Source organism: Streptomyces sp. NPDC052012 (assembly GCF_040689265.1).
Lineage (GTDB): Bacteria > Actinomycetota > Actinomycetes > Streptomycetales > Streptomycetaceae > Streptomyces.
The window spans coordinates 36,382-58,466 of the sequence record NZ_JBFAXA010000002.1 but is presented as its reverse complement, the minus strand read 5'-3'; the positions used below and the strand labels follow the sequence as shown (position 1 = coordinate 58,466).

At 72.5% G+C, this 22,085-nt stretch carries 27 protein-coding genes; 12 read left to right on the top strand and 15 right to left on the bottom strand.

Annotated features, from left to right (window positions below; all coding sequences use genetic code 11):
• Window positions 1-23: 23 nt before the first annotated feature.
• The gene (locus AB0412_RS03935) at window positions 24-746 is read right to left on the bottom strand and encodes a DNA alkylation repair protein (RefSeq protein WP_366400871.1); all 723 of its coding nucleotides are present in this window, start codon (window positions 744-746) and stop codon (window positions 24-26) included.
• A 49-nt stretch (window positions 747-795) separates the two neighbouring features.
• On the opposite strand from AB0412_RS03935, the gene AB0412_RS03930 reads away from it, so the two are divergent.
• On the top strand, window positions 796-1,578 hold the full coding sequence (locus AB0412_RS03930) for a TVP38/TMEM64 family protein (protein WP_366400870.1): 783 nt from the start codon (window positions 796-798) through the stop codon (window positions 1,576-1,578).
• Window positions 1,579-1,602: 24 nt separating this feature from the next.
• Here AB0412_RS03930 and AB0412_RS03925 read toward each other — a convergent pair whose 3' ends face one another.
• On the bottom strand, window positions 1,603-2,772 hold the full coding sequence (locus AB0412_RS03925) for a thiolase family protein (RefSeq protein ID WP_366400869.1): 1,170 nt from the start codon (window positions 2,770-2,772) through the stop codon (window positions 1,603-1,605).
• Window positions 2,773-2,927: 155 nt separating this feature from the next.
• On the opposite strand from AB0412_RS03925, the gene AB0412_RS03920 reads away from it, so the two are divergent.
• The 3 genes from AB0412_RS03920 to AB0412_RS03910 all read left to right on the top strand — a co-directional run bounded on the left by AB0412_RS03920 (window position 2,928) and on the right by AB0412_RS03910 (window position 4,668).
• Window positions 2,928-3,398: a helix-turn-helix domain-containing protein gene (locus AB0412_RS03920; RefSeq protein WP_366400868.1), complete on the top strand. Its 471-nt coding sequence runs from the start codon at window positions 2,928-2,930 to the stop codon at window positions 3,396-3,398.
• 146 nt (window positions 3,399-3,544) lie between these two features.
• Complete coding sequence (locus tag AB0412_RS03915) at window positions 3,545-4,420, top strand: undecaprenyl-diphosphate phosphatase (RefSeq protein ID WP_366400867.1); 876 nt, start codon at window positions 3,545-3,547, stop codon at window positions 4,418-4,420.
• Window positions 4,421-4,488: 68 nt separating this feature from the next.
• Complete coding sequence (locus AB0412_RS03910; protein ID WP_366400866.1) at window positions 4,489-4,668, top strand: hypothetical protein; 180 nt, start codon at window positions 4,489-4,491, stop codon at window positions 4,666-4,668.
• Between the two features lie 28 nt (window positions 4,669-4,696).
• Here AB0412_RS03910 and AB0412_RS03905 read toward each other — a convergent pair whose 3' ends face one another.
• Window positions 4,697-5,437 carry an SDR family oxidoreductase gene (locus tag AB0412_RS03905; RefSeq protein ID WP_366400865.1) on the bottom strand — a complete coding sequence of 247 codons (741 nt, stop codon included), beginning with the start codon at window positions 5,435-5,437 and terminating at the stop codon, window positions 4,697-4,699.
• Window positions 5,438-5,467: 30 nt separating this feature from the next.
• Window positions 5,468-6,079 (bottom strand): DUF4291 domain-containing protein, encoded by a 612-nt coding sequence (locus AB0412_RS03900; RefSeq protein WP_366400864.1) that lies wholly within the window; start codon window positions 6,077-6,079, stop codon window positions 5,468-5,470.
• A 98-nt stretch (window positions 6,080-6,177) separates the two neighbouring features.
• Between AB0412_RS03900 and AB0412_RS03895 the strand changes: the two genes are divergently transcribed.
• A complete protein-coding gene (locus tag AB0412_RS03895; protein WP_366400863.1) occupies window positions 6,178-6,666 on the top strand; it encodes a nuclear transport factor 2 family protein in 489 nt (162 codons plus the stop codon).
• Between the two features lie 90 nt (window positions 6,667-6,756).
• Window positions 6,757-8,316 carry an apolipoprotein N-acyltransferase gene (gene lnt, locus AB0412_RS03890; protein ID WP_366400862.1) on the top strand — a complete coding sequence of 520 codons (1,560 nt, stop codon included), beginning with the start codon at window positions 6,757-6,759 and terminating at the stop codon, window positions 8,314-8,316.
• Here the strand turns inward: lnt and AB0412_RS03885 are convergent.
• Window positions 8,240-9,145 (bottom strand): Gfo/Idh/MocA family oxidoreductase, encoded by a 906-nt coding sequence (locus AB0412_RS03885; protein WP_366400861.1) that lies wholly within the window; start codon window positions 9,143-9,145, stop codon window positions 8,240-8,242. The two genes, lnt and AB0412_RS03885, sit on opposite strands and share 77 nt — an antisense overlap.
• 13 nt (window positions 9,146-9,158) lie before the next feature.
• Window positions 9,159-10,352 carry an FAD-dependent monooxygenase gene (locus AB0412_RS03880; RefSeq protein WP_366400860.1) on the bottom strand — a complete coding sequence of 398 codons (1,194 nt, stop codon included), beginning with the start codon at window positions 10,350-10,352 and terminating at the stop codon, window positions 9,159-9,161.
• A 116-nt stretch (window positions 10,353-10,468) separates the two neighbouring features.
• Here AB0412_RS03880 and AB0412_RS03875 point away from each other — a divergent pair, with 116 nt between their 5' ends.
• From AB0412_RS03875 to AB0412_RS03865, 3 genes are all read left to right on the top strand, one after another.
• Window positions 10,469-11,059, top strand: coding sequence for a TetR/AcrR family transcriptional regulator (locus AB0412_RS03875; RefSeq protein WP_366400859.1), 591 nt, complete (start codon window positions 10,469-10,471; stop codon window positions 11,057-11,059).
• A gap of 43 nt (window positions 11,060-11,102) precedes the next feature.
• Window positions 11,103-11,615: a DinB family protein gene (locus tag AB0412_RS03870; RefSeq protein WP_366400858.1), complete on the top strand. Its 513-nt coding sequence runs from the start codon at window positions 11,103-11,105 to the stop codon at window positions 11,613-11,615.
• A 112-nt stretch (window positions 11,616-11,727) separates the two neighbouring features.
• Window positions 11,728-12,213 carry a hypothetical protein gene (locus AB0412_RS03865; RefSeq protein ID WP_366400857.1) on the top strand — a complete coding sequence of 162 codons (486 nt, stop codon included), beginning with the start codon at window positions 11,728-11,730 and terminating at the stop codon, window positions 12,211-12,213.
• 14 nt (window positions 12,214-12,227) lie between these two features.
• On the opposite strand, the gene AB0412_RS03860 is transcribed toward AB0412_RS03865, so the two are convergent.
• The 5 genes from AB0412_RS03860 to fabG all read right to left on the bottom strand — a co-directional run bounded on the left by AB0412_RS03860 (window position 12,228) and on the right by fabG (window position 17,330).
• Window positions 12,228-12,737, bottom strand: coding sequence for a hypothetical protein (locus AB0412_RS03860; RefSeq protein WP_366400856.1), 510 nt, complete (start codon window positions 12,735-12,737; stop codon window positions 12,228-12,230).
• A gap of 450 nt (window positions 12,738-13,187) precedes the next feature.
• The gene (ung, locus tag AB0412_RS03855) at window positions 13,188-13,871 is read right to left on the bottom strand and encodes a uracil-DNA glycosylase (protein WP_366400855.1); all 684 of its coding nucleotides are present in this window, start codon (window positions 13,869-13,871) and stop codon (window positions 13,188-13,190) included.
• Between the two features lie 114 nt (window positions 13,872-13,985).
• A complete protein-coding gene (locus AB0412_RS03850; protein WP_366400854.1) occupies window positions 13,986-15,572 on the bottom strand; it encodes an ABC transporter substrate-binding protein in 1,587 nt (528 codons plus the stop codon).
• A 216-nt stretch (window positions 15,573-15,788) separates the two neighbouring features.
• On the bottom strand, window positions 15,789-16,547 hold the full coding sequence (locus AB0412_RS03845; protein ID WP_366400853.1) for an SDR family oxidoreductase: 759 nt from the start codon (window positions 16,545-16,547) through the stop codon (window positions 15,789-15,791).
• 21 nt (window positions 16,548-16,568) lie between these two features.
• Window positions 16,569-17,330, bottom strand: coding sequence for a 3-oxoacyl-ACP reductase FabG (gene fabG / locus AB0412_RS03840; RefSeq protein ID WP_366400852.1), 762 nt, complete (start codon window positions 17,328-17,330; stop codon window positions 16,569-16,571).
• Window positions 17,331-17,608: 278 nt separating this feature from the next.
• On the opposite strand from fabG, the gene AB0412_RS03835 reads away from it, so the two are divergent.
• Entirely contained in the window at window positions 17,609-18,046 is a 438-nt protein-coding gene (locus AB0412_RS03835) for an excalibur calcium-binding protein (protein ID WP_366400851.1), read from the top strand.
• Window positions 18,047-18,059: 13 nt separating this feature from the next.
• Here AB0412_RS03835 and AB0412_RS03830 read toward each other — a convergent pair whose 3' ends face one another.
• Window positions 18,060-18,467: a DUF3037 domain-containing protein gene (locus AB0412_RS03830; RefSeq protein ID WP_366400850.1), complete on the bottom strand. Its 408-nt coding sequence runs from the start codon at window positions 18,465-18,467 to the stop codon at window positions 18,060-18,062.
• On the bottom strand, window positions 18,464-19,228 hold the full coding sequence (locus tag AB0412_RS03825; RefSeq protein ID WP_366400849.1) for a HipA family kinase: 765 nt from the start codon (window positions 19,226-19,228) through the stop codon (window positions 18,464-18,466). The genes AB0412_RS03830 and AB0412_RS03825 overlap by 4 nt, the downstream gene beginning before the upstream one ends.
• Before the next feature lie 170 nt (window positions 19,229-19,398).
• Here AB0412_RS03825 and AB0412_RS03820 point away from each other — a divergent pair, with 170 nt between their 5' ends.
• Complete coding sequence (locus tag AB0412_RS03820; protein ID WP_366400848.1) at window positions 19,399-19,893, top strand: Rieske (2Fe-2S) protein; 495 nt, start codon at window positions 19,399-19,401, stop codon at window positions 19,891-19,893.
• A 4-nt stretch (window positions 19,894-19,897) separates the two neighbouring features.
• Here AB0412_RS03820 and AB0412_RS03815 read toward each other — a convergent pair whose 3' ends face one another.
• Window positions 19,898-20,548: a cysteine hydrolase gene (locus AB0412_RS03815; protein WP_366400847.1), complete on the bottom strand. Its 651-nt coding sequence runs from the start codon at window positions 20,546-20,548 to the stop codon at window positions 19,898-19,900.
• Window positions 20,549-20,693: 145 nt separating this feature from the next.
• Here AB0412_RS03815 and AB0412_RS03810 point away from each other — a divergent pair, with 145 nt between their 5' ends.
• Entirely contained in the window at window positions 20,694-21,164 is a 471-nt protein-coding gene (locus AB0412_RS03810) for a pyridoxamine 5'-phosphate oxidase family protein (protein WP_366400846.1), read from the top strand.
• 17 nt (window positions 21,165-21,181) lie between these two features.
• Here the strand turns inward: AB0412_RS03810 and AB0412_RS03805 are convergent, their stop codons facing one another.
• Entirely contained in the window at window positions 21,182-22,084 is a 903-nt protein-coding gene (locus AB0412_RS03805) for a LysR family transcriptional regulator (RefSeq protein WP_366400845.1), read from the bottom strand.
• Between the last annotated feature and the right edge of the window lies 1 nt (window position 22,085).

Sequence of the window (22,085 nt, the reverse complement as noted above, 5' to 3'; positions counted from 1 at the left end):
CGTGACCGTCCGTCGAACGATTTTCACTCGCCGATGTTCTTGAGTGCCTCCCGCACCGACAGGGGAGCGAGGCGCTCCCGGTGCTCGGCCACGAACGCACGCACGGCCTCCGGGTCGGTCTTGGCGTACTCGCGCAGGCACCAGCCGACGGCCTTGCGGATGAAGAAGTCCGGGTGGCCGGACCGGCGCAGGCAGTAACCGAACAGCCGCCCGGTGTCGGTGCGCTCCTTGTAGCGCAGCTGGTGGAGCAGGGCGGCGCGGGCGAGCCACAGGTCGTCGTCGGCGATCCACTCGTCCATGACGGCCGTGAGCCTCGGGTCGGCGGCGACCAGCGGGCCGGCGACATGCGCGGCGAGCAGGTCGACGGTGTCCCACCACGGGTCGGTGGTGACGAGATGCCGGACGACGGGCAGGAAGCCGGAGGAGCAGCTGCGTACATGGCGGCGCAGATGGTCCACGGCGAAGTACCGGTACTCCCGCTCGGGCAGTTCCCAGCAGCGCAGGGCGATGGCGGTGCAGTCGGCCTCGCCGGGGCGGGGCAGGCCCTGCACGACGGTGCGGTCCAGGGCACGGCGGACGGGGGCGGTCAGGCCCAGGAAGGGGGCGATGTCCTTCATGTACGCCCGGACCGCCACCGCTCGTTCCGGGTCGGCGGCGGGCCCGTAGGCGGCGGTGAGCCGCTCCAGCACGGTGTCCGCGAGCGCGCTGTCCGGTATGCGCGGTGATCGCTTCCCTGTGACACCCATGAGACGAACACTACGGCGATCACACACATATGTCGGTTAGTGTCACCGGATGCTCGATGCCACCACCCGCTCTGGGGGCACCGCCACGGCCTCTCCCCGGGCCACCGCGACGGATCTCGCCGTCCCCGACGGCGCGCTCGGCCACGTCCCCGCGCCACCTCTGGCCGCCCGCTGCGCCAGAGTCCTGCTCTCGCCGTGGTCGCGGCTGTCCCTGCTCGTCGTGCTGCTGGCCTCCGCCGCGTCGACGGTGCTGCTGTTCGAGCCGCAGAAACTGCTGACCGACGGCTGGCCCCCGCAGCTGTCCGGAGCGGCGGCGGTCGTGGCGTACGCGGTGGCGTACGGGGTGTGCACGGTGGCGTTCGTGCCACGCCCGCTGCTGAACCTCGCCGCAGGCGCGCTGTTCGGCGCGCAGCTGGGCCTGGGTTCCGCGCTGGCCGGCACGGTGCTCGGCGCCGGGATCGCGTTCTGTCTGGGCCGGGCGCTCGGCCAGGACGCGCTGCGCCCGCTGCTGCGCGGGCGGCTGCTGAAGGCGGCGGACCGTCAGCTCAGCCGGCACGGCTTCCGGTCGATGCTGGCCACCCGGCTGTTCCCGGGCGTGCCGTTCGCCGCCGCCAACTACTGCGCGGCCGTCTCGCGGATGGGCCTGCTGCCGTTCCTGCTGGCGACGGCGCTCGGCTCGATCCCGAACACCGCCGCCTACGTGGTCGCCGGCGCCCGCGCCTCGACGCCGACGTCACCGGCCTTTCTGATCGCGCTGGCCTGTATCGCCGTGCCGGGCCTGGTGGGCGCCGTGGTGGCGTGGCGCAAGCGGCACCGGCTGCGCGGGCACTGACGTTCCGTCACTCCGCCACGTTCGTCAGACCGCCTCGAGGATCATCGCGTTGGCGAGTCCGCCCGCCTCGCACATGGTCTGCAGGGCGTAGCGGGCGCCGCGCTCGCGCATCGCGTGGACCAGGGTGGTGGTGAGGCGGGTGCCGCTGGCGCCCAGCGGATGGCCGAGGGCGATCGCCCCGCCGTGCACGTTGACCTTGGCGAGGTCGGCGCCGGTCTCCTGCTGCCAGGCCAGGACGACGCTGGAGAACGCCTCGTTGACCTCGAAGAGGTCGATGTCGTCGAGGGACAGGGCGGCGCGGCGCAGGACCTTCTCGGTGGCCGGGACGACGCCGGTGAGCATGAGCAGCGGGTCGGATCCGGTGACGGCGAAGCTGTGCAGCCGGGCGAGCGGGCGCAGGCCGAGGCGGGCCGCCGTCTCGCTCGACGTGATGAGCACGGCCGAGGCGCCGTCGTTGACGGGGCTGGCGTTGCCCGCCGTGACGTTCCATTCGATCTGCGGGAAGCGCTCGGCGAACGCCGGGTCGTGGTAGGCGGGCCTGAGGCCGGCCAGGACCTCCGGGCTGGTGTCCGGCCTGACGCATTCGTCGCGGGTGACGCCCGCGAGCGGCGCGACCTCGGCGTCGAACAGTCCGGTGTCCCAGGCGGCCGCCGCCTTGCGGTGCGAGGACACGGCGAAGGCGTCCATCCGCTCGCGGGTGAGGGACCACTTGGCGGCGATGAGTTCGGCGCTGATGCCCTGCGGGACGAGACCCTCGGGATAGCGCTCGGCGACACCGGGGCCGAAGGGGTCCGCGCCGGGGGGCACGTTGGACCACATCGGGACCCTGCTCATCGACTCCACACCACAGGCGACCACCAGGTCGTACGCGCCCGACAGGACGCCCTGGGCCGCGAAGTGCACGGCCTGCTGGGAGGAGCCGCACTGGCGGTCCACGGTGGTCGCGGGCACCGACTCCGGGAAGCCGGCCGACAGCACGGCGTAGCGGGTGGTGTTCATGGCCTGCTCGCCGACCTGGTCGACGGTGCCGCCGATGACGTCGTCGATCAGCTCGGGGTCGACGCCGGACCTCTCGACGAGGGTGCGCAGGGTGTGGGCGAGGAGATCGACGGGGTGGACGTGGGCGAGGGCGCCGTTGGGCTTGCCCTTGCCGATCGGGGTGCGTACGGCTTCGACGACGACTGCGTCACGCATGGTGCGGGCCTCCTTGGCCGTCCGGGCGGTGACTGGTGTGGTGACCGGTGGGGTCATCGGTTGCGGTGACCGCGGCGATTACCAGTGAGTAGGAAATCTGGACTCACCATAGCGGCGTGAGTTGGAAAATCCAACCCTCCCCTAGACTTGCCTCCATGGCCGCCCCCAAGGAACCGCGCCCCTGCTCGATCGCCGACACGCTCGCGCTGGTCGGTGAGAAGTACTCCCTGCTCGTGCTGCGCGAGGTGTGCCTCGGGAACGGCCGTTTCGACCAGCTGGTGCGCAACATCGGCGCACCGCGCGACATCCTCGCCACGCGGCTGAAGCGGCTCGTCGAGGCGGGGATCCTGACCAAGCGCCTGTACAGCGAGCGCCCGCAGCGCTTCGAGTACCGGCCCACCCGGGCGGGCCTGGAGCTGGAGCCGGTGCTGATGACCCTGATGGAGTGGGGCAACCGCCATCTGCGGCCGGACGGCGACCGGCCCATGGTGCTGGAGCACACCTGCGGCCACGAGCTGGTCCCGGTCGTCACCTGCCGCGCCTGCGGCGACCCGGTGCGCCACGAGGATCTGACACCCCGTCCGCAGTCGCCCGGCTGGACGGTGAGCGGCCCGACGGCGGCCTGAGCACCGCCCTCTCGGCCCCTGTGCCGGGGTTGTCATCCAGGGGCGCTACGCTTCCCCCGCGGCACGCCTGATCATCGATCACCGCGCACGGCGGTTCGGTGTGCCCGTCGCCCGTTCCACGATCGGCACTTGGACTCCGCTACCTCATGTCTTGGTTTGAATCCCTCATCCTCGGACTCGTCCAGGGGCTGACCGAGTTCCTCCCCGTGTCCTCCAGTGCGCATCTGCGGCTGACCGCGGCCTTCTCGGGCTGGGAGGACCCCGGCGCGGCCTTCACCGCGATCACGCAGATCGGCACGGAGACGGCGGTGCTGATCTACTTCCGCAAGGACATCGGGCGGATCCTGTCGGCCTGGACCCGCTCGCTGACGGACAAGGAGATGCGCCGGGACCACGACGCGCGGATGGGCTGGCTCGTCATCGTCGGCTCCATCCCCATCGGCGTCCTGGGCGTGACGCTCAAGGACCAGATCGAGGGCCCGTTCCGCGATCTGCGGCTCACCGCCACCATGCTGATCGGCATGGGCATCGTCCTCGGCATCGCCGACCGGCTGGCGGCGCGGGACGAGAGCGGGGGCCGGCACCGCGCGGCCAAGCAGCGCAAGGAACTGACGGACCTGAGCGTCAAGGACGGCCTGATCTACGGCGTCTGCCAGGCCATGGCGCTCATCCCCGGCGTCTCCCGCTCCGGCGCCACCATCAGCGGCGGCCTCTTCATGGGCTACAGGCGCGAGGCGGCGGCCCGCTACTCCTTCCTCCTCGCGATCCCGGCGGTGCTCGCCTCCGGCCTGTTCGAGCTGAAGGACGCCGCCGAGAGCGGCCATGTCTCGTGGGGGCCGACGGTCTTCGCCACGATCATCGCCTTCGCGACCGGATACGCGGTGATCGCCTGGTTCATGAAGTTCATCTCGACCAAGAGCTTCATGCCGTTCGTCTGGTACCGGATCGCGCTGGGCATCCTCATCATCGTGCTGGTCGGCACGGGTGCGCTGAGCCCGGACGCGGGCGAGCCCGCGCACTGACCGAACCGTTACGGTCCGTGTGACCGTCCGGTAGCGCACTGTCAGTGCCTGGCCCTAGGCTGGTCCGCATGTCCCCCGATTTAACGACCCCTGGTTCCGTGCGGTCTGCCGCCGAGGTCAACGAGCAGATCCGTGCGCTGTGGCTGCGCGCGGGCGGCTCCCTGTCGCCGCAGGAACGGGCCGAGTACGAACTCCTGGTGATCGAGTGGGCGGCGGCGATCCGCGGCGCGGTGATCGAGGCCGCGTGAGCGCCCCCCTGTCACCCCGGCCAGGCGCTCAGCGCCCGCCGGCCACCCGCAGCACCGTCCCCGTGGTGTACGAGGCGTCCGGCGACATCAGCCAGGCCACGGCCGCGGCGATCTCCTCGGCCCGCCCCGCGCGGCGCAGCGGCACCGTCGCGCCGAGCTCCCGGGCCCGGTCCGGTGCGCCCATGGCGGCGTGCATCTCCGTGTCGACGACTCCCGGCGCGACCGCGTTGACCCGGATCCCGTCCGGCCCGAGCTCCTTGGCCAGCCCCACCGTGAGCGCGTCGACGGCGGCCTTGGTCGCCGCGTAGTGGACGTACTCGCCGGGGCTGCCCAGCGTGGCGGCGCCCGACGAGATGTTCACGATCACGCCCTCGCCCCTGGGGCTCATGAGCTGGGCGGCGCGGCGCGAACACAGCAGCGTTCCCAGGAGGTTGACGTCCACGACCCGGCGCAGGGTGTCGGTGCCGGCCTCGGCGAGCCGCCCCAGCGGTCCGGTCACCGCGGCGTTGTTCACCAAACCCGTCACCGGCCCCAGTTCGCGCTCGGCCACGGCGAAGAGCCGCTCGACGTCCGCCTCGACGGACGTGTCACCCCGCACGGCGACGGCCCGCGCCCCGGCCGCCCGCACCCCGTCCACCACCTTCTCGGCAGCCGCCGCGTCCCGCACATACCCCACGACCACGTCATGCCCCTCGGCCGCCAGCCGAAGACAGACCGCGGCGCCGATCCCCCGGCTCCCACCGGTGACCACGGTGACGAGACGCTTCATGACTTCCTCCTGGTGACGGGGCGAAGATCCCTAGGCTCGCAGATGAGCGAGGACGTCCTCGTCGAGGGGGTACGGCCGCTCGTCGGGAAGCAGAGCGGCCGCCCGGTCGAGCTCACCGGCGCGCACCCGCGCATGGATCTCCGTGGCGAGCGGCGTGACGTCCTCGATGCCCACGATCCACTCGTCGGCGTACCGCGCGGCGGCCTCCCCGGCGAGCCCCAGCTGCAGCGAGCGGTACGGCAGAGGATCGAGGTGCAGATCCCGCTCCGGGTCCCACTGCACCCGCGCGGGCGCCTGCCGCAGCCGCCGCTTCCAGTCGGCCTGGTCACCGTGCAGGACGGGCACGTAGTGCGACAGGCACGCGTGGCGCAGCGCCCAGACGAACCCCTCGCGGCTGATCTCCACGGCCAGGACGGTCTCCTGGTCCTTCTTCGTGCCCCAGCCGCAGCGGTACATCATCCACAGGAACGACGGCTTGATCCAGGTCATGCGTTCCCGGCTCCAGGAGGACGGGAAGCGGCCGTGGCGGGCCGCGGCGCGGCCGATCCCGGGGCGGTAGGCCTGGTAGACGGTGACGGTGGACTCGGTGTGGCGGGCGCGCACCTCGAAGCGGGGGTGCTGTGCGGTCGGTTGATCGTTCACGCCGCCAAGACTGGCCGCGGCGGCCCGTCCGCGGCCAGTGATTATTTCGATGCGCGCAGGCCCTTGGCTCCGTGCGTCGCATGCCCAACACTGAGCCGATGACGCAGCGTGTGGAGCTCGCGACCGTGAGGGACCGGCTGGCCGTGGACGAGCTCGTCACCGAGTACGCGGTGGCGGTCGACGACGGGGACTGGACGGCGTTCCGGGCGCTGTTCGCGGTGGACGGGCGGGCCGACTACCGCTCGGCGGGCGGTGTCGAGGGGGACGTCGCGACGGTGGCCGCGTGGCTGGCCGAGAGCCTGGGCGGGCTTCCCCTGCGCCAGCATCTGATCGTCAACCGGCGGGTGCGGTTCGGGATCTGGGAGCAGGACACCGGCGACACGGCCATGGTGCAGGCCGACTACGTCAATCCGATGGGGCGCGGCGCGACCGACGACCGGGGTGTCGCCGCACCTGACTTCGTGTGCGGCGGGCGGTACGCGTTCGCGATGGTGCGTACGCGGGACGGCTGGCGGCTGAGCGAGGTGGTCGTGCGGGAGAAGTGGCGGCGCCTTCCCGATCGGCGGGCCGCTGATGTGATCAACTGAGCCGACGTGCCCGCTCGCTGATCGACGCGCCCTGTCGCGGGATCATCGTCGGGGCGCACACTGGAGGCAGCACGGGGTAGAGAGGCGCCTATGAAGACGCTCGGCCACTGGCTCGCCTCCCCGTGGCGGCGCTCGACCGCCGCCGCGGTGTCGGGCGCGCTGCCCGTCCTCGCCTTTCCCGCCCCGGCCCTGTGGTGGTTCGCGTACGTGGCGCTGGTCCCCTGGATCCTGCTGGCGCGCAGCGCGCCGACGGGGAAGCGGGCGCTGCGGGACGGCTGGTGGGGCGGGTTCGGCTTCATGCTGGCCATGCACCACTGGCTGCTGCCGAATCTGCATGTGTTCACCTTCGTCATCGCCGCGCTGCTCGGCGCTCTGTGGGCGCCGTGGGGCTGGCTGGTGCGCCGGCTGCTCGGCGGCGTGCCCTCGGGGCGAGCGGTGGTGGCCGCGCTGCTGGTGCTGCCGTCGGGCTGGCTGGCGATCGAGCTGGTCCGTTCCTGGCAGGGGCTCGGTGGCCCCTGGGGGGTGCTCGGCGCGAGCCAGTGGCAGGTGGAGCCCGCGCTGCGGCTGGCGTCGGTGGGCGGGATATGGCTGCCGAGTTTCCTGGTCGTGGCGCTGAACGTCGCGCTGGCCGTGCTCGTGGCCCTGCGCCGGGCGCGCGTGCCCGCCGTGGCAGGGCTGGTCGCCGTGGGCGTCGCCGCGTCGGCCGCGTGGGTGTGGTCGCCGCGTCCGGGCACCGACGACCATGTGGAGATCGCCGTGGTGCAGCCGGGCGTCGTCACCGGCGCCGACACCCGTTTCGCCCGCGAGGAACGGCTCACCCGGGAGCTCGCAGGCCAGGACGTCGACCTGATCGTCTGGGGCGAGAGCAGCGTCGGCTTCGACCTGGCCGCCCGCCCCGACCTGGCCCGCAGGCTCGCCGCGCTGTCCCGCGAGACGGGCGCGGAGATCCTGGTCAACGTCGACGCGCGCCGCTTCGACCGGCCCGGCATCTACAAGAGCTCGGTGCTGGTCGGCCCCGAGGGGCTCACCGGCGACCGCTACGACAAGATGCGGCTGGTGCCGTTCGGCGAGTACATCCCGGCGCGCTCCCTGCTGGGCTGGGCGACCTCCGTCGGCAAGGCGGCGGGCGAGGACCGGATGCGGGGCACCCGGCAGGTGGTGATGGACGCGGGCGGCGGACTGCGGATCGGCCCGATGGTGTGCTTCGAGACCGCGTTCCCCGACATGAGCCGGAATCTCGCCGAGGACGGCGCGGACGTGCTGCTCGCCCAGTCGTCCACCTCGACGTTCCAGCAGAGCTGGGCGCCCGGGCAGCACGCCTCGCTCGCCGCGCTGCGCGCCGCCGAGACCGGCCGTCCGATGGTGCACGCCACCCTCACCGGCGTCTCGGCCGTGTACGGCCCGAGCGGGCAGCGCATCGGCCCCTGGCTCGGCACGGACGCGAGCACCACGCAGGTGTACGACGTCCCGCTCGCCCACGGGACCACGCCCTACGTGCGCTACGGCGACTGGCCGTTGCAGGCCGCGCTGCTGATCCTCGCGGCCTGGGTCGTCACCGAGGCCGCCCTGCGCCTCAGGCGGCCGGCCCCTGAACCGCACGCACCACGCGCTCGCACAGCTCATGGGTCGCCAGCGCGTCCCGGGCGCTGAGCACCTTGCCCGCGCGCACCGCGTCGAGGAAGGCGAGCACCGCCTGCTCGATGCCGCGCTGGCGGGCCACCGGCACCCAGTCGCCGCGCCGCCGCACCGTCGGCTGGCCCTTGTGGTCGATCACCTCGGCGAGGTTGACCACCTGACGCTTGGTGTCCTGGCCGGACACCTCCAGGACCTCCTCGGCCGAGCCGCTGAGCCGGTTCATCACCCCGAGAGCGGTGAAGCCGTCCCCGGCGAGCTGGAGCACCACATGGTGCAGCAGCCCGTCCACGACACGGGCCCGCACGCTCACGTCGTCGACCGGGCCGGGGGCGAGGAAACGCAGGGTGTCGACGACGTGGATGAAGTCGTCGAGGATCATCGTGCGCGGCTCCTCGGGGAGCCCGATCCGGTTCTTCTGCATCAGGATCAGCTCGCGCGGATGGTCCGCGCACTGCGCGTAGCCGGGGGCGAAGCGCCGGTTGAAGCCGACGGCGAGGCTCACGCCCCGCTCCTCGGCGAGCGCCACGAGCCGCTCGGAGTCGGCGAGTTCGTAGGCGAGCGGCTTGTCGACGTACGTCGGTACGCCCGCCTCGAGCAGCCGGGTCACGATCTGCGGGTGGACGGCGGTCGGCGCGTGCACGAACGCGGCGTCGAGGTCCTGCGCGAGCAGGGAATCGAGGTCGGTGTGGCGCTGCCCGGCCGGGAGGTGCAGGCCGTCGGCGACCCGGGTGAGGGTCGCGGGCGTGCGGGTCTGCAGGTGCAGTTCCACTCCGGGCTGGAAGGCGAGGACCGGGAGGTAGGCCTTCTGCGCGATGTCGCCGAGTCCGATGCAGCCGACCTTCACGGGGTGTTCTCCTCTAGCCCTTGCCTGCCGTGGTCTGCTGCGAAGCATACGGCTGCTGCGGAGGCCGCCAGTCGGCGATCCCGTCGAAGCCGCGCAGGAACAGCGCGGGTCCGGCCTTCGACAGCAGGGCGACCGCGTTGTCGCGTACGGCGATGCCGAGCCTGTTGCTCATCATGTTCAGGCGCGCCACCTGCACGGCCTGGCGGGCGATCGCGGTGGTGCGGGGCAGCCGTGCGGCGGTGTACGCGGGCAGGTCGTCGCAGTGGTGGGCGAGGGTGACGGCGTCCTCGATGGCCTGGTTGCCGCCCTGGCCGAGGGTCGGTGGCATGGCGTGCGCGGCGTCGCCGACCAGGGCGACCCGGCCGCGGTGGTAGGCGGGCAGCGGCTCGGTGATGTGGTGGACGTCGTGGCGCAGGACGTCCTCGGGGCGGGCGGCGGCCAGCACGGCGGGGATCGGGTCGTGCCAGTCGCCGTAGCGGCGCAGCAGTGCGGCCCGCTCGTCGTCGGGTGCGCGGTCGCCGGCGGGGGCGAGGGCGGCGGCGTAGGCATAGATCCGGCCGTCCTTGAGCGGGTGGGTGCCCCAGATGCGGCCCCGGCCCCAGGTCTCGTGCGAGGCGAACTCGGCGCCGGGCAGCGGGATCACGATCCGCCAGGTGGTGAAGCCGGAGTACACGGGCCCGGGGTGCTCCGGGAAGAGCACCCGGCGTACGGCGGAGTGGATGCCGTCGGCGGCCACCACCAGGTCGGCCCTCAGCTCGCCGTCGGGGGTGGCGACGCGGGCCGGACGGGCGGGGTCGGCGGGGTCTCCGGGATCGACCACGTGCGCGGCGGCGGAGGTGCGCACGGCGTCCGGCGGGAGCTGTGCGGCGAGGTGGTCGACGAGCGTGGCGCGATGGAGCAGGACCAGGGGGCCGCCGAAGCGCTCCGCCGCGGCCGCGGCGCTGGACCGGGACAGCCAGCGTCCGCTGGGCGCGCGCAGTCCCCCGTCGCCCTGCCAGGCGGAGAGGGCGCGGACGGGGTCGCCGAGCCCGATGACGTCCAGCCCGCGCAGCGCGTTGGGTGCCAGGGAGATGGCCGCGCCGACCGGCTCCAGCGAACCGGCGCGCTCCAGGACGGTCACCTTCACCCCGCGCCGGTGCAGGGCCGCCGCCGCGGTGAGACCGCCGATGCCACCGCCGATCACGACGGCCCGCTTCACGTCTGCCATGACGCCTCCTCGCCGACTGATCACCGCATCCGCAGTGACCCGATGGTCACTACAGCTGTAGTGCCCGTATGCCTCGACTGTACTACAGCCGTAGTGCGGCGGGTAGTTTGACCACCATGTCCGTACACACCGCAGGCGCCGCCCGCGCCGATCTCGTCGCCGACGCCGCCCTCGCCCTGCTCGCCGAGCGCGGGATGCGCGGGCTCACCCATCGGGCGGTCGACGAGGCGGCCGGGCTCCCCCAGGGCTCCACCTCGAATCTGGCGCGCACCCGGCAGGCCCTGCTGGAGCTGGCCGTACGGCGGCTCGCCGAGCGGGAGGCGCGGGTGCTCGCCCTGCACGAGATGCCGGACCCGGCGGCCGGCACCGGCTCGCTGGTGGACGCCCTCGCGCTGGCCACCCACCGCGCCCTGACCCGCAACCGCGAACTCACCCTGGCCCGCTACGAACTCGCCCTCGAGGCGACCCGCCGCCCGGAACTGCGCGCCTACTTCGACGCGGCCGGAGCCCGCTTCCGTGACCAGCTCACTGCCCTCGTCACGGCGATGGGTTCGACGGACCCGGAGCGGCACGCGCTGTCGCTGATCGCCTGGGCGGACGGGCTGATGTTCTCCTGCGTGGCCGGCTCGTTCAGCGCCCGGGTGCCCGACCTCGCGGCGGTGCGGGAGAGTCTGCGGGAGGTGCTGGAGGGAATGATCGAAGCCTGAAAGGGCCTGGTGGGGCCGGACCCGGCTGCGCAAGGATGCCCCCATGACGACCGAGCGCCGCGAACCCGCCAACGACGCCGACGAACGCACGATGCTGGAGGGCTGGCTGGAGTACCACCGCGGCACCCTCGCCTGGAAGTGCGAGGGCCTGACCGACGAGCAGCTGCGCACCGCGTCGGTGCCGCCGTCCGAACTGTCCCTGCTGGGGCTGGTGCGGCACATGGCGGAGGTGGAGCGGGGCTGGTTCCGCGAGGTGCTGATGGACGAGGACCCGGGGCCGATCTACTGCAGCGACGCGGATCCGGACGGCGAGTTCCACCTCACCGAGGCGGACACGTGGCAGGAGGCGAACGCGGCCTGGCAGGCGGAGATCGACATCGCGCGGCGCAACGCGGCGGGCTTCGCGCTGGACGACCTGTCCAAGGGCCGGAGCAAGAATTCGGGCGAGCCGTTCAGCCTGCGCTGGATCTACACCCACATGATCGAGGAGTACGCGCGTCACAACGGCCACGCCGACCTGATCCGCGAGCGGCTCGACGGCGCCACCGGCGACTGACGTCACCCCGGGTGCCCGCGCGGCCCCCGTACGGGGCCGGAGATCACCCGTGCGGGGCATCCTGTGCCCGTCCGCCCTTCGCCGGGGGACCGGAGCCAGCAGAGTTGCGCGGGTGCATCGAACGACGACCGCAGCAACGCTTCTGGTGACGGTGGCCGTGTCGGCCCTGACGGGCTGTACGACGGTTCAGCGTCCCACCGCGCCCGGCCCGCCGCCGGCCCCGTCCCAGCCGCCGGTGCCGCGCCCGGACGGTCGGGCCGAGACGCAGATCGTGCAGGCACCGGCGCGCGAGGCCCTGGAGATGGTCGACCCGTCCCGCCCCACCGAGGCGCCCGCCTCCCCGTCGCACCGCGCCGCCCCCGCGACACCCGCACCGAAGGGCACGACGCGGTCCGAGGGCCACGAGCCGCGGCCACGCCCCACCCCCGATCGCACCGACACCCCACGACGCCCGTCCGTGGACCTCTCCGGCGTCCCGGAGTCGATCCGCCGCGACCTGCGGGGCACGCCGGACGTCTGCGGTCTGGGCAAGCGGTACGGCGGCTGGCGCGCGGACAGCCCGGAAGCGGCCATCTGCCGCGACGCCTACGGGAGATGACCGGCCCGGGAGCCTTACGGACGCTGCCTCGGCGGGCCGGTGGGCCCTCCCTCCTCGCCCAGCCGGATCTCCAGGCGCCGGATCGCGCTGCGCACCCCCTCGCCGTAGCTGTCGTCGCGGAGCGTGCCGGCCGCTCGGCGGGCGCGGTGGAGGTGCGTGCGGGCGGCGTCGGGACGGCCCAGACGGGCGTAGTCGGCGGCGAGGTCGAGATGCAGGGACGGGTAGAGCGCCCGGAGGGCGAGGGCGCCCTCGTACGCGGCCGCGCTGTCACCGGCGACCTCCTCGGCCGCGGTCAGCGCCCGCAGGTCCCAGGCCAGTTCGACCTCGGGGTCGTCCTGGGTGTCGGCCAGATAGTGGGCCAGGGTGCAGCGATGCAGCGGGTCGCCGTGCTCACCGAGTTCCGCCCAGAGATCGAGAAGCCGGGTCCGGGCCTCCTCCCGGTCCCCGGCGTGGTGCAGCATCACGACCTGACCGATCCGCGTCAGCACGGCATCCGCCGCCACCTGCCCCTGCCACTCCGCCACCACACCCTCCACACCGCTCGCCGGATCTCCCGTCCGACGCTAACCGCAGGCGACGGCAATCCCTCACAGGCGGCTCCGCGACGCCGAGGGCAACCGATCACGTCAGGGGACGCAGCGGGCGGTGGAGCGGCGAACAGGCGAGCACGGTCCGGGCGCAGACCGAACACCGCTCGACGAGGACCTGCGCGGCCGGAAGGCGGCCGGGCGGGGCGGGGAGACGACCGGGCCGGCCGGGAGACGACCGGCGGGGCTGGAAGACGCCCGGACGCGGCCGGAAGACAACCCCCCGCGACCAGAAGACGACCGGCGCAACCAGGAGACGACCCGGTGCGACCGGGGGCACCGGCCGGGCGACCGGGCGCGACCGGGACCCGCCCGGGTGCAGGAACCCGGCAGCCCGCCCGCACCCGGTCACGGTGATCGGCCCGGGCCGGTCAGCCCCGGGATCGGTCACCCCAGGTTCGGGATGGTCCAGTCGATCGGGTCGTGGCCCTGCGCCGCCACCGCCTCGTTGATCTGCGTGAACGGGCGGGAGCCGAAGAACTTCTTCGCCGAGAGCGGCGACGGGTGCGCCCCCTTGACCACCGCGTGCCGTGTCTCGTCGATCAGCGGCAGCTTCTTCTGCGCGTAGTTGCCCCACAGCACGAAGACCGCCGGGTCGGGCCGCGAGGCCACCGCGCGGATCACCGCGTCGGTGAAGAGCTCCCAGCCCCGGCCCTTGTGCGAGTTGGCCTCGCCGCCGCGAACCGTGAGCACCGCGTTGAGCAGCAGCACGCCCTGCTCGGCCCACGGCATCAGATAGCCGTTGTCCGGGATCGGCGTGCCCAGTTCGGCGTGCATCTCCTTGTAGATGTTCCGCAGCGACGGCGGGATCCTCACCCCCGGCCGGACCGAGAAGCACAGGCCGTGGCCCTGGCCCTCGCCGTGGTACGGGTCCTGCCCGAGGACGAGGACCTTCACCTTGTCGTACGGCGTGGCGTCCAGCGCGGCGAAGACCTCCTCTCGGGGCGGGTAGACGGGGCCCTTCGCCCGCTCCTCCTCGACGAACTCGGTCAGCTCCTTGAAGTAGGGCTGCTGCAGCTCGTCGCCCAGAACCCCGCGCCAGGACTCGGGCAGCATGGCGATGTCGGTCACGTCAACGTCCTCACGATCGCGGTCACTTCCAGGATCTCCCTGGGATTCAGAACCTACCGGCGACCACTGACAACCGGGCCGCCGGTGCCCCGAAGGACCGCGGCTTCGCGACTCCTACCAGCTGGTCTTCCGCGACAGCTCCCACACCATCATGATGGTCGACGGGTCCAGGGCCCGTTCCGCACCCGAGATGTCCCGGCTGGCCGCCACGTAGGCCCGCCCCTGCCACAGCGGCAGCAGCCGCGCGTCGTCGACGAGGATCTGCTGGGCCTCCTCGAAGTCCTTCACCACGTTGCCGCGGTCGCTCTCCCGGCGGGACCGGGGCAGCAGCACATCGGTGATCTCGGTGGCCTCGTACGGCGTGCCGAGGGCGTTCTGCTTGCCGACGAACGGGGCGATGAAGTTGTCCGCGTCAGGGAAGTCGGGGAACCAGCCGCGCCCGAACACCGGGTACTCGCCCTTCTGGTAGCCCTCCACATAGGTCTTCCAGGGGCGGCTCTTGAGCGTGATGTCGAACAGCTTGGACGCCTCGAGCTGGCGCTCCAGCTCCTTGAACTCCAGCGCGGTCTCGGAGCCGTAGCGGTCCGTGGTGTACCAGAGGGTGAGCGGGACCGGCTCGGTGATGCCCGCGTCGGTGAGGATCTGCCGGGCCTTGGTGACGCTGGGGTCGCCGTAGTCGTCGAAGAAGCCGGTGGTGTGGCCGGTCAGGCCCTTGGGGACCATGGAGTACAGCGGGTCGACGGTGTCCTTGTAGACCTTGTGCGCGATCGCCCCGCGGTCCACGATCTGGGCGATGGCCTGGCGTACGGCCTTCTTGCCGGCCCACGGGTCCTTCGGGTTGAACACCAGGTAGTTGATGTCGGTCCCGGTGCCGTCGACCAGCTGGATCTCCTCCTCCTTGGAGGTCTTGCCCTGGAGGTCGACCACGTCGCTCGCGGCGAGGCCGCGGTAGGTGAGGTCGATCTCCTTGTCGCGCAGCGCCTTGACCATGGTGCCGGAGTCCTGGAAGTAGCGGATCGTCACCGCGCTGTTCTTCCGCTCGGCGTACCCCTTGTACTGGTCGTTGCGGACGAGTTCGGCCTCCTTGCCCTCCTCGTAGGAGTCGAGGGTGTACGGGCCGGAGCCGACGACGCCGCCGTCCTTGCGCAGGGCGTCGGCCGGGTAGGCGTCCGGGTCGACGATCGACATGGCGGGCGTCGCCAGGACGAACGGGAAGGTCGCGTCGGGCTTGTTGAGGTAGAAGACGACCTCGCGCTCGCTGGGCGCCTGCACGCGCTCCAGGCTGCCCAGCAGACCGGCCGGGCCACCGCTGACGTTGATCTCGCGGATCCGGTCGATGGAGTGCTTGACCGCCTTGGCGTCGAGGGCGCCGCCGTCGGAGAACTTCAGGCCCTCGCGCAGCTCGCAGCGGTACACCTGGTTGGAGGCGTCGGAGAACTCGCAGCTCTTGGCGGCGTCCGGCTGGGGCGTGCTCGCGCCGACCGGGTAACTGAGCAGCGTCTGGTAGATGTTGCGGAACAGCTCCCAGGAACCGTCCCAGGAGGCGGCAGGATCCAGCGTGCTGGGGGAGCTGGTCGTACCCACGACGATCGGCCCCTCGTCGTCGGGGCTGTCCGACGACAGGACGCCACAGCCGGCGACCAGGGACGATATGGACGCGATGGCCGCCACCCGCCGCAGGCATCGGTTCCGGTTGAACACGCGCACGCTCCTCGATCTGCCATACCAAGGGTCGGCAGACCATACCGCAGTGTTCCGGCCGGTGGCCCCACTCCGTACGGTCCTTGAGACGAGACGTCCGATGACTACGTTGTCAACGGTCCTGTGCGGCCCCGATACGCCGACACGGGCGCCGTTTTCGTCCATGGGCGCCCGTGCCGGGATCGTCGTGCGTCAGCACATGAGGTGTCGCTCGCCTCAGGCGACACCGGCGTTCAGGAAGATGCCGCCGTCGACCACGAGGGTCTGGCCGGTGACCCAGTCCGACTGCTCCGAGGTGAGGAAGGCCGCGGCGCCTCCGATGTCGGAGGGGACGCCGAGCCGGCCCAGCGGGTAGGCCGCGGCGGCCTCCGCCTCCCGGCCCTCGTACAGCGCCTGGGCGAACTTGGTCTTCACCACGGCCGGGGCGATCGCGTTGACCCGCACCTTCGGCGCGAACTCGTGCGCCAGCTGGATGGTCAGGTTGATCAGCGCGGCCTTGCTGACGCCGTAGGCGCCGATGAAGGGCGAGGGCGCGAGGCCGGCGACGGAGGCGATGTTGACGATCGCGCCGCCGTTGTCCTTCTGCCAGGCGTGCCAGGTGCGCTGGGCGAAGCCGAGCGCGGAGACCACGTTGGTCTCGAACACCTTGCGGGCCACGTTCAGGTCGAGGTCGGCGATCGGCCCGAACACCGGGTTGGTCCCGGCGTTGTTGACCAGGAAGTCGACCCGGCCGAAGGCCTCCATGGTGCGTTCGACGGCGACGGCCTGGTGGGCCTCGTCGTGCGCCTTGCCGGCGACGTAGATCGCGCGGTCGGCGCCGAGCTGCTCGACGGCCTCCTTGAGGGCGTCCTCGTTGCGGCCGGTGATGCAGACGCGGTCGCCGCGTGCGACGAGTGCCTCGGCGACGCCGTAGCCGATGCCCCGGCTCGCGCCGGTGACCAGGGCGACCTTGCCCGAGAGTTCCACTGAAGTCATGTCGTGTGTTCCCCAGTCGTCCTAGTCGAGCGGTCCGCCGGCGACGTACAGCACCTGGCCGGAGACGAAGCCGGCCTCCTCGCCGGTGAAGAAGGCGATCGCGTTGGCGATGTCCTCGGGCTCACCGACGCGGTTCACCGGGATCTGGGTGGCGGCGGCGGCCTTGAAGTCCTCGAAGCCCATGCCGACCCGCTCCGCGGTGGCCTTGGTCATCTCGGTGGCGATGAAGCCGGGGGCGACGGCGTTGGCGGTGACGCCGAACTTGCCGAGCTCCTTGGCGAGGGTCTTGGTGAAGCCCTGCAGACCTGCCTTGGCGGCCGAGTAGTTGACCTGGCCGCGGTTGCCGAGCGCGGAGGAGGAGGACAGGTTGACGATCCGGCCGAAGCCGGCGTCCACCATGTGCTTCTGGCAGGCCTTCGACATCAGGAAGGCGCCGCGCAGGTGCACGTTCATGACGGTGTCCCAGTCGGAGACGCTCATCTTGAACAGCAGGTTGTCGCGCAGCACGCCCGCGTTGTTGACCAGGATGGTGGGGGCACCGAGCTCCTCGGTGATGCGCGCGACGGCGGCCTCGACCTGCGCCTCGTCGGAGACGTCGCAGCCGACCGCGATGGCCTTGCCACCGGCGGCGGTGATCTTCTCGACGGTGTCCTTGCACGCGGCCTCGTCGAGGTCGAGCACGGCGACCGCGCGGCCCTCCGCGGCCAGTCGTACGGCGGTGGCGGCGCCGATGCCGCGTGCGGCGCCGGTGACGACCGCGACCCGCTGCTCAGTGGTGGACATTGCTGCTTCTCCTCGCCCTTGGGATGCGGCTCCTGCGGTCGGACCCTTGGTGGTGAGCGACCGCTTAGTACCTTCAGCAGACGTGACGCTAGAAGCCCTGGCACCCGGTGTCAACGGCACACCGCGCGTGTGTGATCCATTCCCCGCGTGTCAGAGCTTCAGCCGGGTCGTGCCCGCAGGGCGGTGACACGGGGCGCCGGCCGCCCGGAGCACTCGATCGGCCCACGGTTGCGCGCCCCGGCGCCGGGCCGACCCTGGCCTCGAAGCGCGAGCCGTTCGTGGCCGGGACAGCTCACGTCCGGGAGCTGGACTGCGGTGACTTCCGCCGGCAGGAGGACGCCCAGCTCCTGTTCGAGGCGGACCGAAGTGACCCGCACCGGCTGGGCGAGGATGCGGGTCCCGACGACGGCATCGCCTGCGAGGCACTCCCCCGGCACGGCGGCGCCACGTCCTCCACGCGCCGCCCGAGGCCCGGAACGCCACGCCCGCCCCGACGCTCCCCGCGGGCACCGCAGCTCCCGCGTCCGCGGCCCCCACCCCAGCGCACCCGCCGTACCCGCGACCACGGCCGCCCCCTCGCCGCCACGGGGTGTGGAGGGTGGGGCGGGCGGCGCGTCGAGCACCGGCCGAGCGACTGGGAGACGGCCGTCGGGGCCGTGTTCGTGGCGAGCTCGGCAATGGCGGGCGGTCACCTGGTCAGGCGCCGGCGCTCCTGACGCCGGACGCCGGTCACCGCACCAGCACCTCCAGCAGCCGCTCCGCCTCCGCCGCCGGATCGGCGGTGAGCCCGGTGTGCACGGGTCCGGGCTGCACGATGGTGGACCGGGGCGCGATCAGCCAGCGGAAGCGCCGGCCGGCGTCGTCGTGGGCGGCCTGGCCCGCCGCGTCGCCGCCCGCGCAGACGCCCTCGACCGCACGCAGGGCGGCCCGCACCCCCTCCAGGTCCACGTCCGAATCGAGGGCCAGCAGCCGGGTCTCGTCGAGATGGGTGCGGGCGGCGACGAACGCGAGGGGACGGCAGTACACGAGCACCCCGGCGTTGACGAACTCGCCGCGTTCGACACGGGGGACCACGCGCAGCACGGCGTACTCGTAGACGTGACGGTCGCTGACGTGACGGTCGTGACGCTCGCTCATCGGTCGCTCCCGAGTCCGTGGATGCGCTGGTGGACGGTGGCCGCACGGTCGAGCAGCGGCCGGGCGTACGCCCGGCGCAGCTCGTCCGGGGTGTCGAAGCCGGGTTCACCGGTCAGCCACGCGTCGGGGATCTCGGCGGTGACCTCGGCGAGCAGGTCCTCGGTGACCCGGGGCGCGAGGTCCGCGGCGGCGGAGGCGATGTCCGGTGCGAAGGGCGCCAGCGCGTGGTCGGCGGCGTCGTAGGGGCGGGCGGCGGAGGCCGCGGCGCCGGGCCAGTTGTGGTGCCAGATCATCGTCGCGCCGTGGTCGATCAGCCACAGCTCGCGGCGCCGGTGCAGCAGGTTGGGGTTGCGCCAGGAGCGGTCCACGTTGCCCACCAGGGCGTCGAACCAGACGATGCGCCCGGCCTCCTCGGGGCTCACCCCGAAGGCCAGCGGATCGAAGCCGAGGGCTCCGGAGAGGAAGTCCATGCCGAGGTTGGTGCCGCCGCTGGACTTGAGCAGGTGCTGCACCTCCTCGTCGGGTTCTCCGAGCCCGAGCACGGGATCGACCTCGACGGTCACCAGGCGGGGCACCCGGAACCCGAGCCGGCGGGCGAGTTCCGCGCACACCACCTCGGCGACGAGGGTCTTGCGCCCCTGTCCCGCGCCGGTGAACTTCACGACGTACGTGCCGAGGTCGTCGGCCTCGACCAGTCCCGGCAGCGAGCCGCCCTCGCGCAGCGGCGCGATGTAACGCGTCGCGATGACTTCCTTGAGCATCGCCCCAGGCTACTGGCGCGTGCCGGGGGACCCGCCCGCGCGACGGCAGCCGTGGCTCACCCCCGTGCGGCCTCCGGCGAGCCGGGCTCTCGGCATTCCCTGAACAGGGCGGGCCCGCCGACCGTACCTCTGACCGGATCACGCAGGCTCTCCGGAAGGAACACATCGGCATGACCAGCGCATCGCTTCAGCCCGCATCGGGACCGGCCCGTCGAACCGTCGTGGCGGCGGCCGGAGCGGCGGGCCTCGCCGTCGCGCTGACCGCGTGCTCGGGCTCGGACGACGGCGGCTCCACCTCCGTGGACGCCGGATCCGGCGCGGGCTCGCAGGACAACGGCGAGACGGGCAGCGGGGGTTCGGGCGGGTCCGCCGCCGGCGGTGCCGCCCTGGCCTCGACCGCCGACATCCCCGAGGGCGGCGGCAAGGTCTTCGCGGATCAAAAGGTGGTGGTGACGCAGCCGACGGCGGGCGAGTTCAAGGCGTTCTCGGCGACCTGCACCCATCAGGGCTGCGCGGTGAAGAGCGTCGCCGACGGGGTCATCAACTGCCCCTGTCACAACAGCAACTTCTCCATCGCCGACGGCAGTGTGCAGAGCGGACCGGCCAAGAAGCCGCTGCCCGCCATGGAGATCACCGTCAGCGGGGACTCCATCACGCTCGCGTGAGCCGTCAGCGCCGGACCGTACGGCGCTGCCGGCCCAGGCGGGCCAGGACCTCGTCGCTGGTCGCGAGGGTGGCGACCAGGGCGAGGCTGTGGCGGATCACGGCGCGGGTGTAGTCGGCGGGCACGCCCGCGATGGCGTCCGTGGGGACGACCACCGTGTAACCGCGGTTCACCGCGTCGAACACGGCGTTGGGCACCGCCACGTTCGCCGAGACCCCGGTGACGATCAGTGTGCGGCAGCCGAGGTTGCGGAGCAGCGCGTCGACGTCGGTGCCCTGGATGGGCGACAGGCCGTGCAGCCGGCGTACGACGAGGTCCTCGGCGGTGACCTCGATCGGCGCGGCGACGCGAACGGCCTCGCTGCCGGTCAGCTGCCGTACCGGGAGCCGTTCGGCGGCCCGGAACAGGCGGGCGTTGCGGTTGGCACCCCGGCCGTCGGGCCGGCGTTCGGCGACGGCGTGGATCACCTGTGTCCCGCTCGCGTGGGCGGCGGCCACCAGCCGGGCCACGTTGGCGAGCGCGCCCGAGGTGCGGGCCTCCTCGGCGAGTTCGGGCAGCGCGCCGTCCGCGCCGACGACGCCCTCCTGGCACTCGACGGTGAGCAGCACGGTCGTGGCCGGATCGAGCAGGTCGCCGAGCTGATCGTACGACGGCACGGTTCCCCCTGGTCGTCGGCTGCCGGGCGGGTGAGGCTAGTCACCATTGCGTGCGGAGGGAAGACGCCCCATCCTTTTCTGACGTGATGTCAGAGGATCATCTCTGGCACGACGTGGGAGCAGGACGGGACAAGAGGGGGACCGTATGACCGCCACGCAGCGCCGGGGCCGGAAGATCATGATGACGCCCGGTGAGCTGGACGAGTTCCTCACCGCACAGCGCACCTGCCGGGTCGCCACGGTGTCCGCCGACGGCGCGCCGCATGTCAGCACGCTCTGGTTCGCCTGGGACGGCACCTCGCTGTGGCTGTACTCGGTGGTGCGCAGCAGGCGCTGGGCACAGCTGCGCCGGGATCCGCGCGTGGCGGTGGTGGTGGACACCGGCGAGGAGTACGACGAGCTGCGCGGGGCGGAGCTGTCCGGGCGTGTGGAGTTCGTGGGCGAGATCCCCCGCACCGGTGAGCTGTGCGCCGAACTGGACGTCCCCGAGACGCTGTTCGCCCGCAAGAACTTCGGCCTGGACGAGATGCCGCACGACGGCCGGCACGCCTGGGTGCGGCTGACCCCGGAGAAGATCGTCTCCTGGGACTTCAGGAAGCTGGGCGGACCGCACTAGCAGGAGCGGCGGCGCCTTCACCCCACCTTCTGGCCCGCCTCCTGAAGCGCCTGCACCGCGGCCCGGATCGACGGGCGGCGGTCGGCGTCCGCGCGCCAGACGACGTAGACATGGCGCCGCATCCGCTGCTTGAGCGGGACCGTGACGACCCCCGAGGGCAGCGGATTGCGGCCGAGCAGCGGGGCGATGCAGACGCCGAGGCCCGCGGAGACCAGTCCGAGCTGGGTGTGGCTCTCGGCGGCGCGGTGGCCGATGACGGGCTCGATGCCCTTCGAGCGCAGGGTGAACATCAGCCACTCGTGGCAGAACTCGCCCTCGCCCCAGGTGATCCACTCGTCCTCGGCGAACTCGGCGAGGTCCACCTCGTCGCGGCCGGCGAGCCGGTGCCCGGCCGGTACGGCGACGTCGGCGGGGTCGTCGAGGATGGGCGCCTTGACCAGCCCGTCGGGCACCGGCATCGGCTTGTTGTACCAGTCGAGGACCACCGCGAGGTCGAGGTCGCCGCGCACCACCCCGGCGATGCCGGCCTCCGGCTCCAGTTCGCGGGAGCGTACCCGCAGCGCCGGATGCTGCTCGCGCAGGGCCGCCAGAGCGACGGGGAACAGCCCCCGCGCGGCGGTGGGGAACGCCGAGACGCGCAACTCGCCGGCCACCTGGCCGCGCTGCGCCTCCAGGTCGGACTGGGCGAGCTCGACCTGGGACAGGATGCGCGCCGCGTGCTCGGCGAGCAGCCGCCCCGCGTCGGTGAGCCGCACCCCGCGGCCGTTCTTGGCGAGGAGCCGCTGTCCCACCTCACGCTCCAGCTTGGCCATCTGCTGCGAGACGGCGGACGTCGTGATGTGCAGCCCTTCGGCCGCGCCGCTGACCGAGCCGTGCCGGGCGAGGGCATCGAGGGTACGCAGGCGCTCCAGGTTCAACATA

Bases quoted from the DNA above. Each gene is read 5' to 3' on its own strand.
- AB0412_RS03935 (WP_366400871.1), bottom strand. From the start codon at position 746: ATGGGTGTCACAGGGAAGCGATCACCGCGCATACCGGACAGCGCGCTC.
- AB0412_RS03930 (WP_366400870.1), top strand. From the start codon at position 796: ATGCTCGATGCCACCACCCGCTCTGGGGGCACCGCCACGGCCTCTCCC.
- AB0412_RS03925 (WP_366400869.1), bottom strand. From the start codon at position 2,772: ATGCGTGACGCAGTCGTCGTCGAAGCCGTACGCACCCCGATCGGCAAG.
- AB0412_RS03920 (WP_366400868.1), top strand. From the start codon at position 2,928: ATGGCCGCCCCCAAGGAACCGCGCCCCTGCTCGATCGCCGACACGCTC.
- AB0412_RS03915 (WP_366400867.1), top strand. From the start codon at position 3,545: ATGTCTTGGTTTGAATCCCTCATCCTCGGACTCGTCCAGGGGCTGACC.
- AB0412_RS03910 (WP_366400866.1), top strand. From the start codon at position 4,489: ATGTCCCCCGATTTAACGACCCCTGGTTCCGTGCGGTCTGCCGCCGAG.
- AB0412_RS03905 (WP_366400865.1), bottom strand. From the start codon at position 5,437: ATGAAGCGTCTCGTCACCGTGGTCACCGGTGGGAGCCGGGGGATCGGC.
- AB0412_RS03895 (WP_366400863.1), top strand. From the start codon at position 6,178: ATGACGCAGCGTGTGGAGCTCGCGACCGTGAGGGACCGGCTGGCCGTG.
- lnt (WP_366400862.1), top strand. From the start codon at position 6,757: ATGAAGACGCTCGGCCACTGGCTCGCCTCCCCGTGGCGGCGCTCGACC.
- AB0412_RS03880 (WP_366400860.1), bottom strand. From the start codon at position 10,352: ATGGCAGACGTGAAGCGGGCCGTCGTGATCGGCGGTGGCATCGGCGGT.
- AB0412_RS03875 (WP_366400859.1), top strand. From the start codon at position 10,469: ATGTCCGTACACACCGCAGGCGCCGCCCGCGCCGATCTCGTCGCCGAC.
- AB0412_RS03870 (WP_366400858.1), top strand. From the start codon at position 11,103: ATGACGACCGAGCGCCGCGAACCCGCCAACGACGCCGACGAACGCACG.
- AB0412_RS03845 (WP_366400853.1), bottom strand. From the start codon at position 16,547: ATGACTTCAGTGGAACTCTCGGGCAAGGTCGCCCTGGTCACCGGCGCG.
- fabG (WP_366400852.1), bottom strand. From the start codon at position 17,330: ATGTCCACCACTGAGCAGCGGGTCGCGGTCGTCACCGGCGCCGCACGC.
- AB0412_RS03830 (WP_366400850.1), bottom strand. From the start codon at position 18,467: ATGAGCGAGCGTCACGACCGTCACGTCAGCGACCGTCACGTCTACGAG.
- AB0412_RS03825 (WP_366400849.1), bottom strand. From the start codon at position 19,228: ATGCTCAAGGAAGTCATCGCGACGCGTTACATCGCGCCGCTGCGCGAG.
- AB0412_RS03820 (WP_366400848.1), top strand. From the start codon at position 19,399: ATGACCAGCGCATCGCTTCAGCCCGCATCGGGACCGGCCCGTCGAACC.
- AB0412_RS03810 (WP_366400846.1), top strand. From the start codon at position 20,694: ATGACCGCCACGCAGCGCCGGGGCCGGAAGATCATGATGACGCCCGGT.
- AB0412_RS03805 (WP_366400845.1), bottom strand. From the start codon at position 22,084: ATGTTGAACCTGGAGCGCCTGCGTACCCTCGATGCCCTCGCCCGGCAC.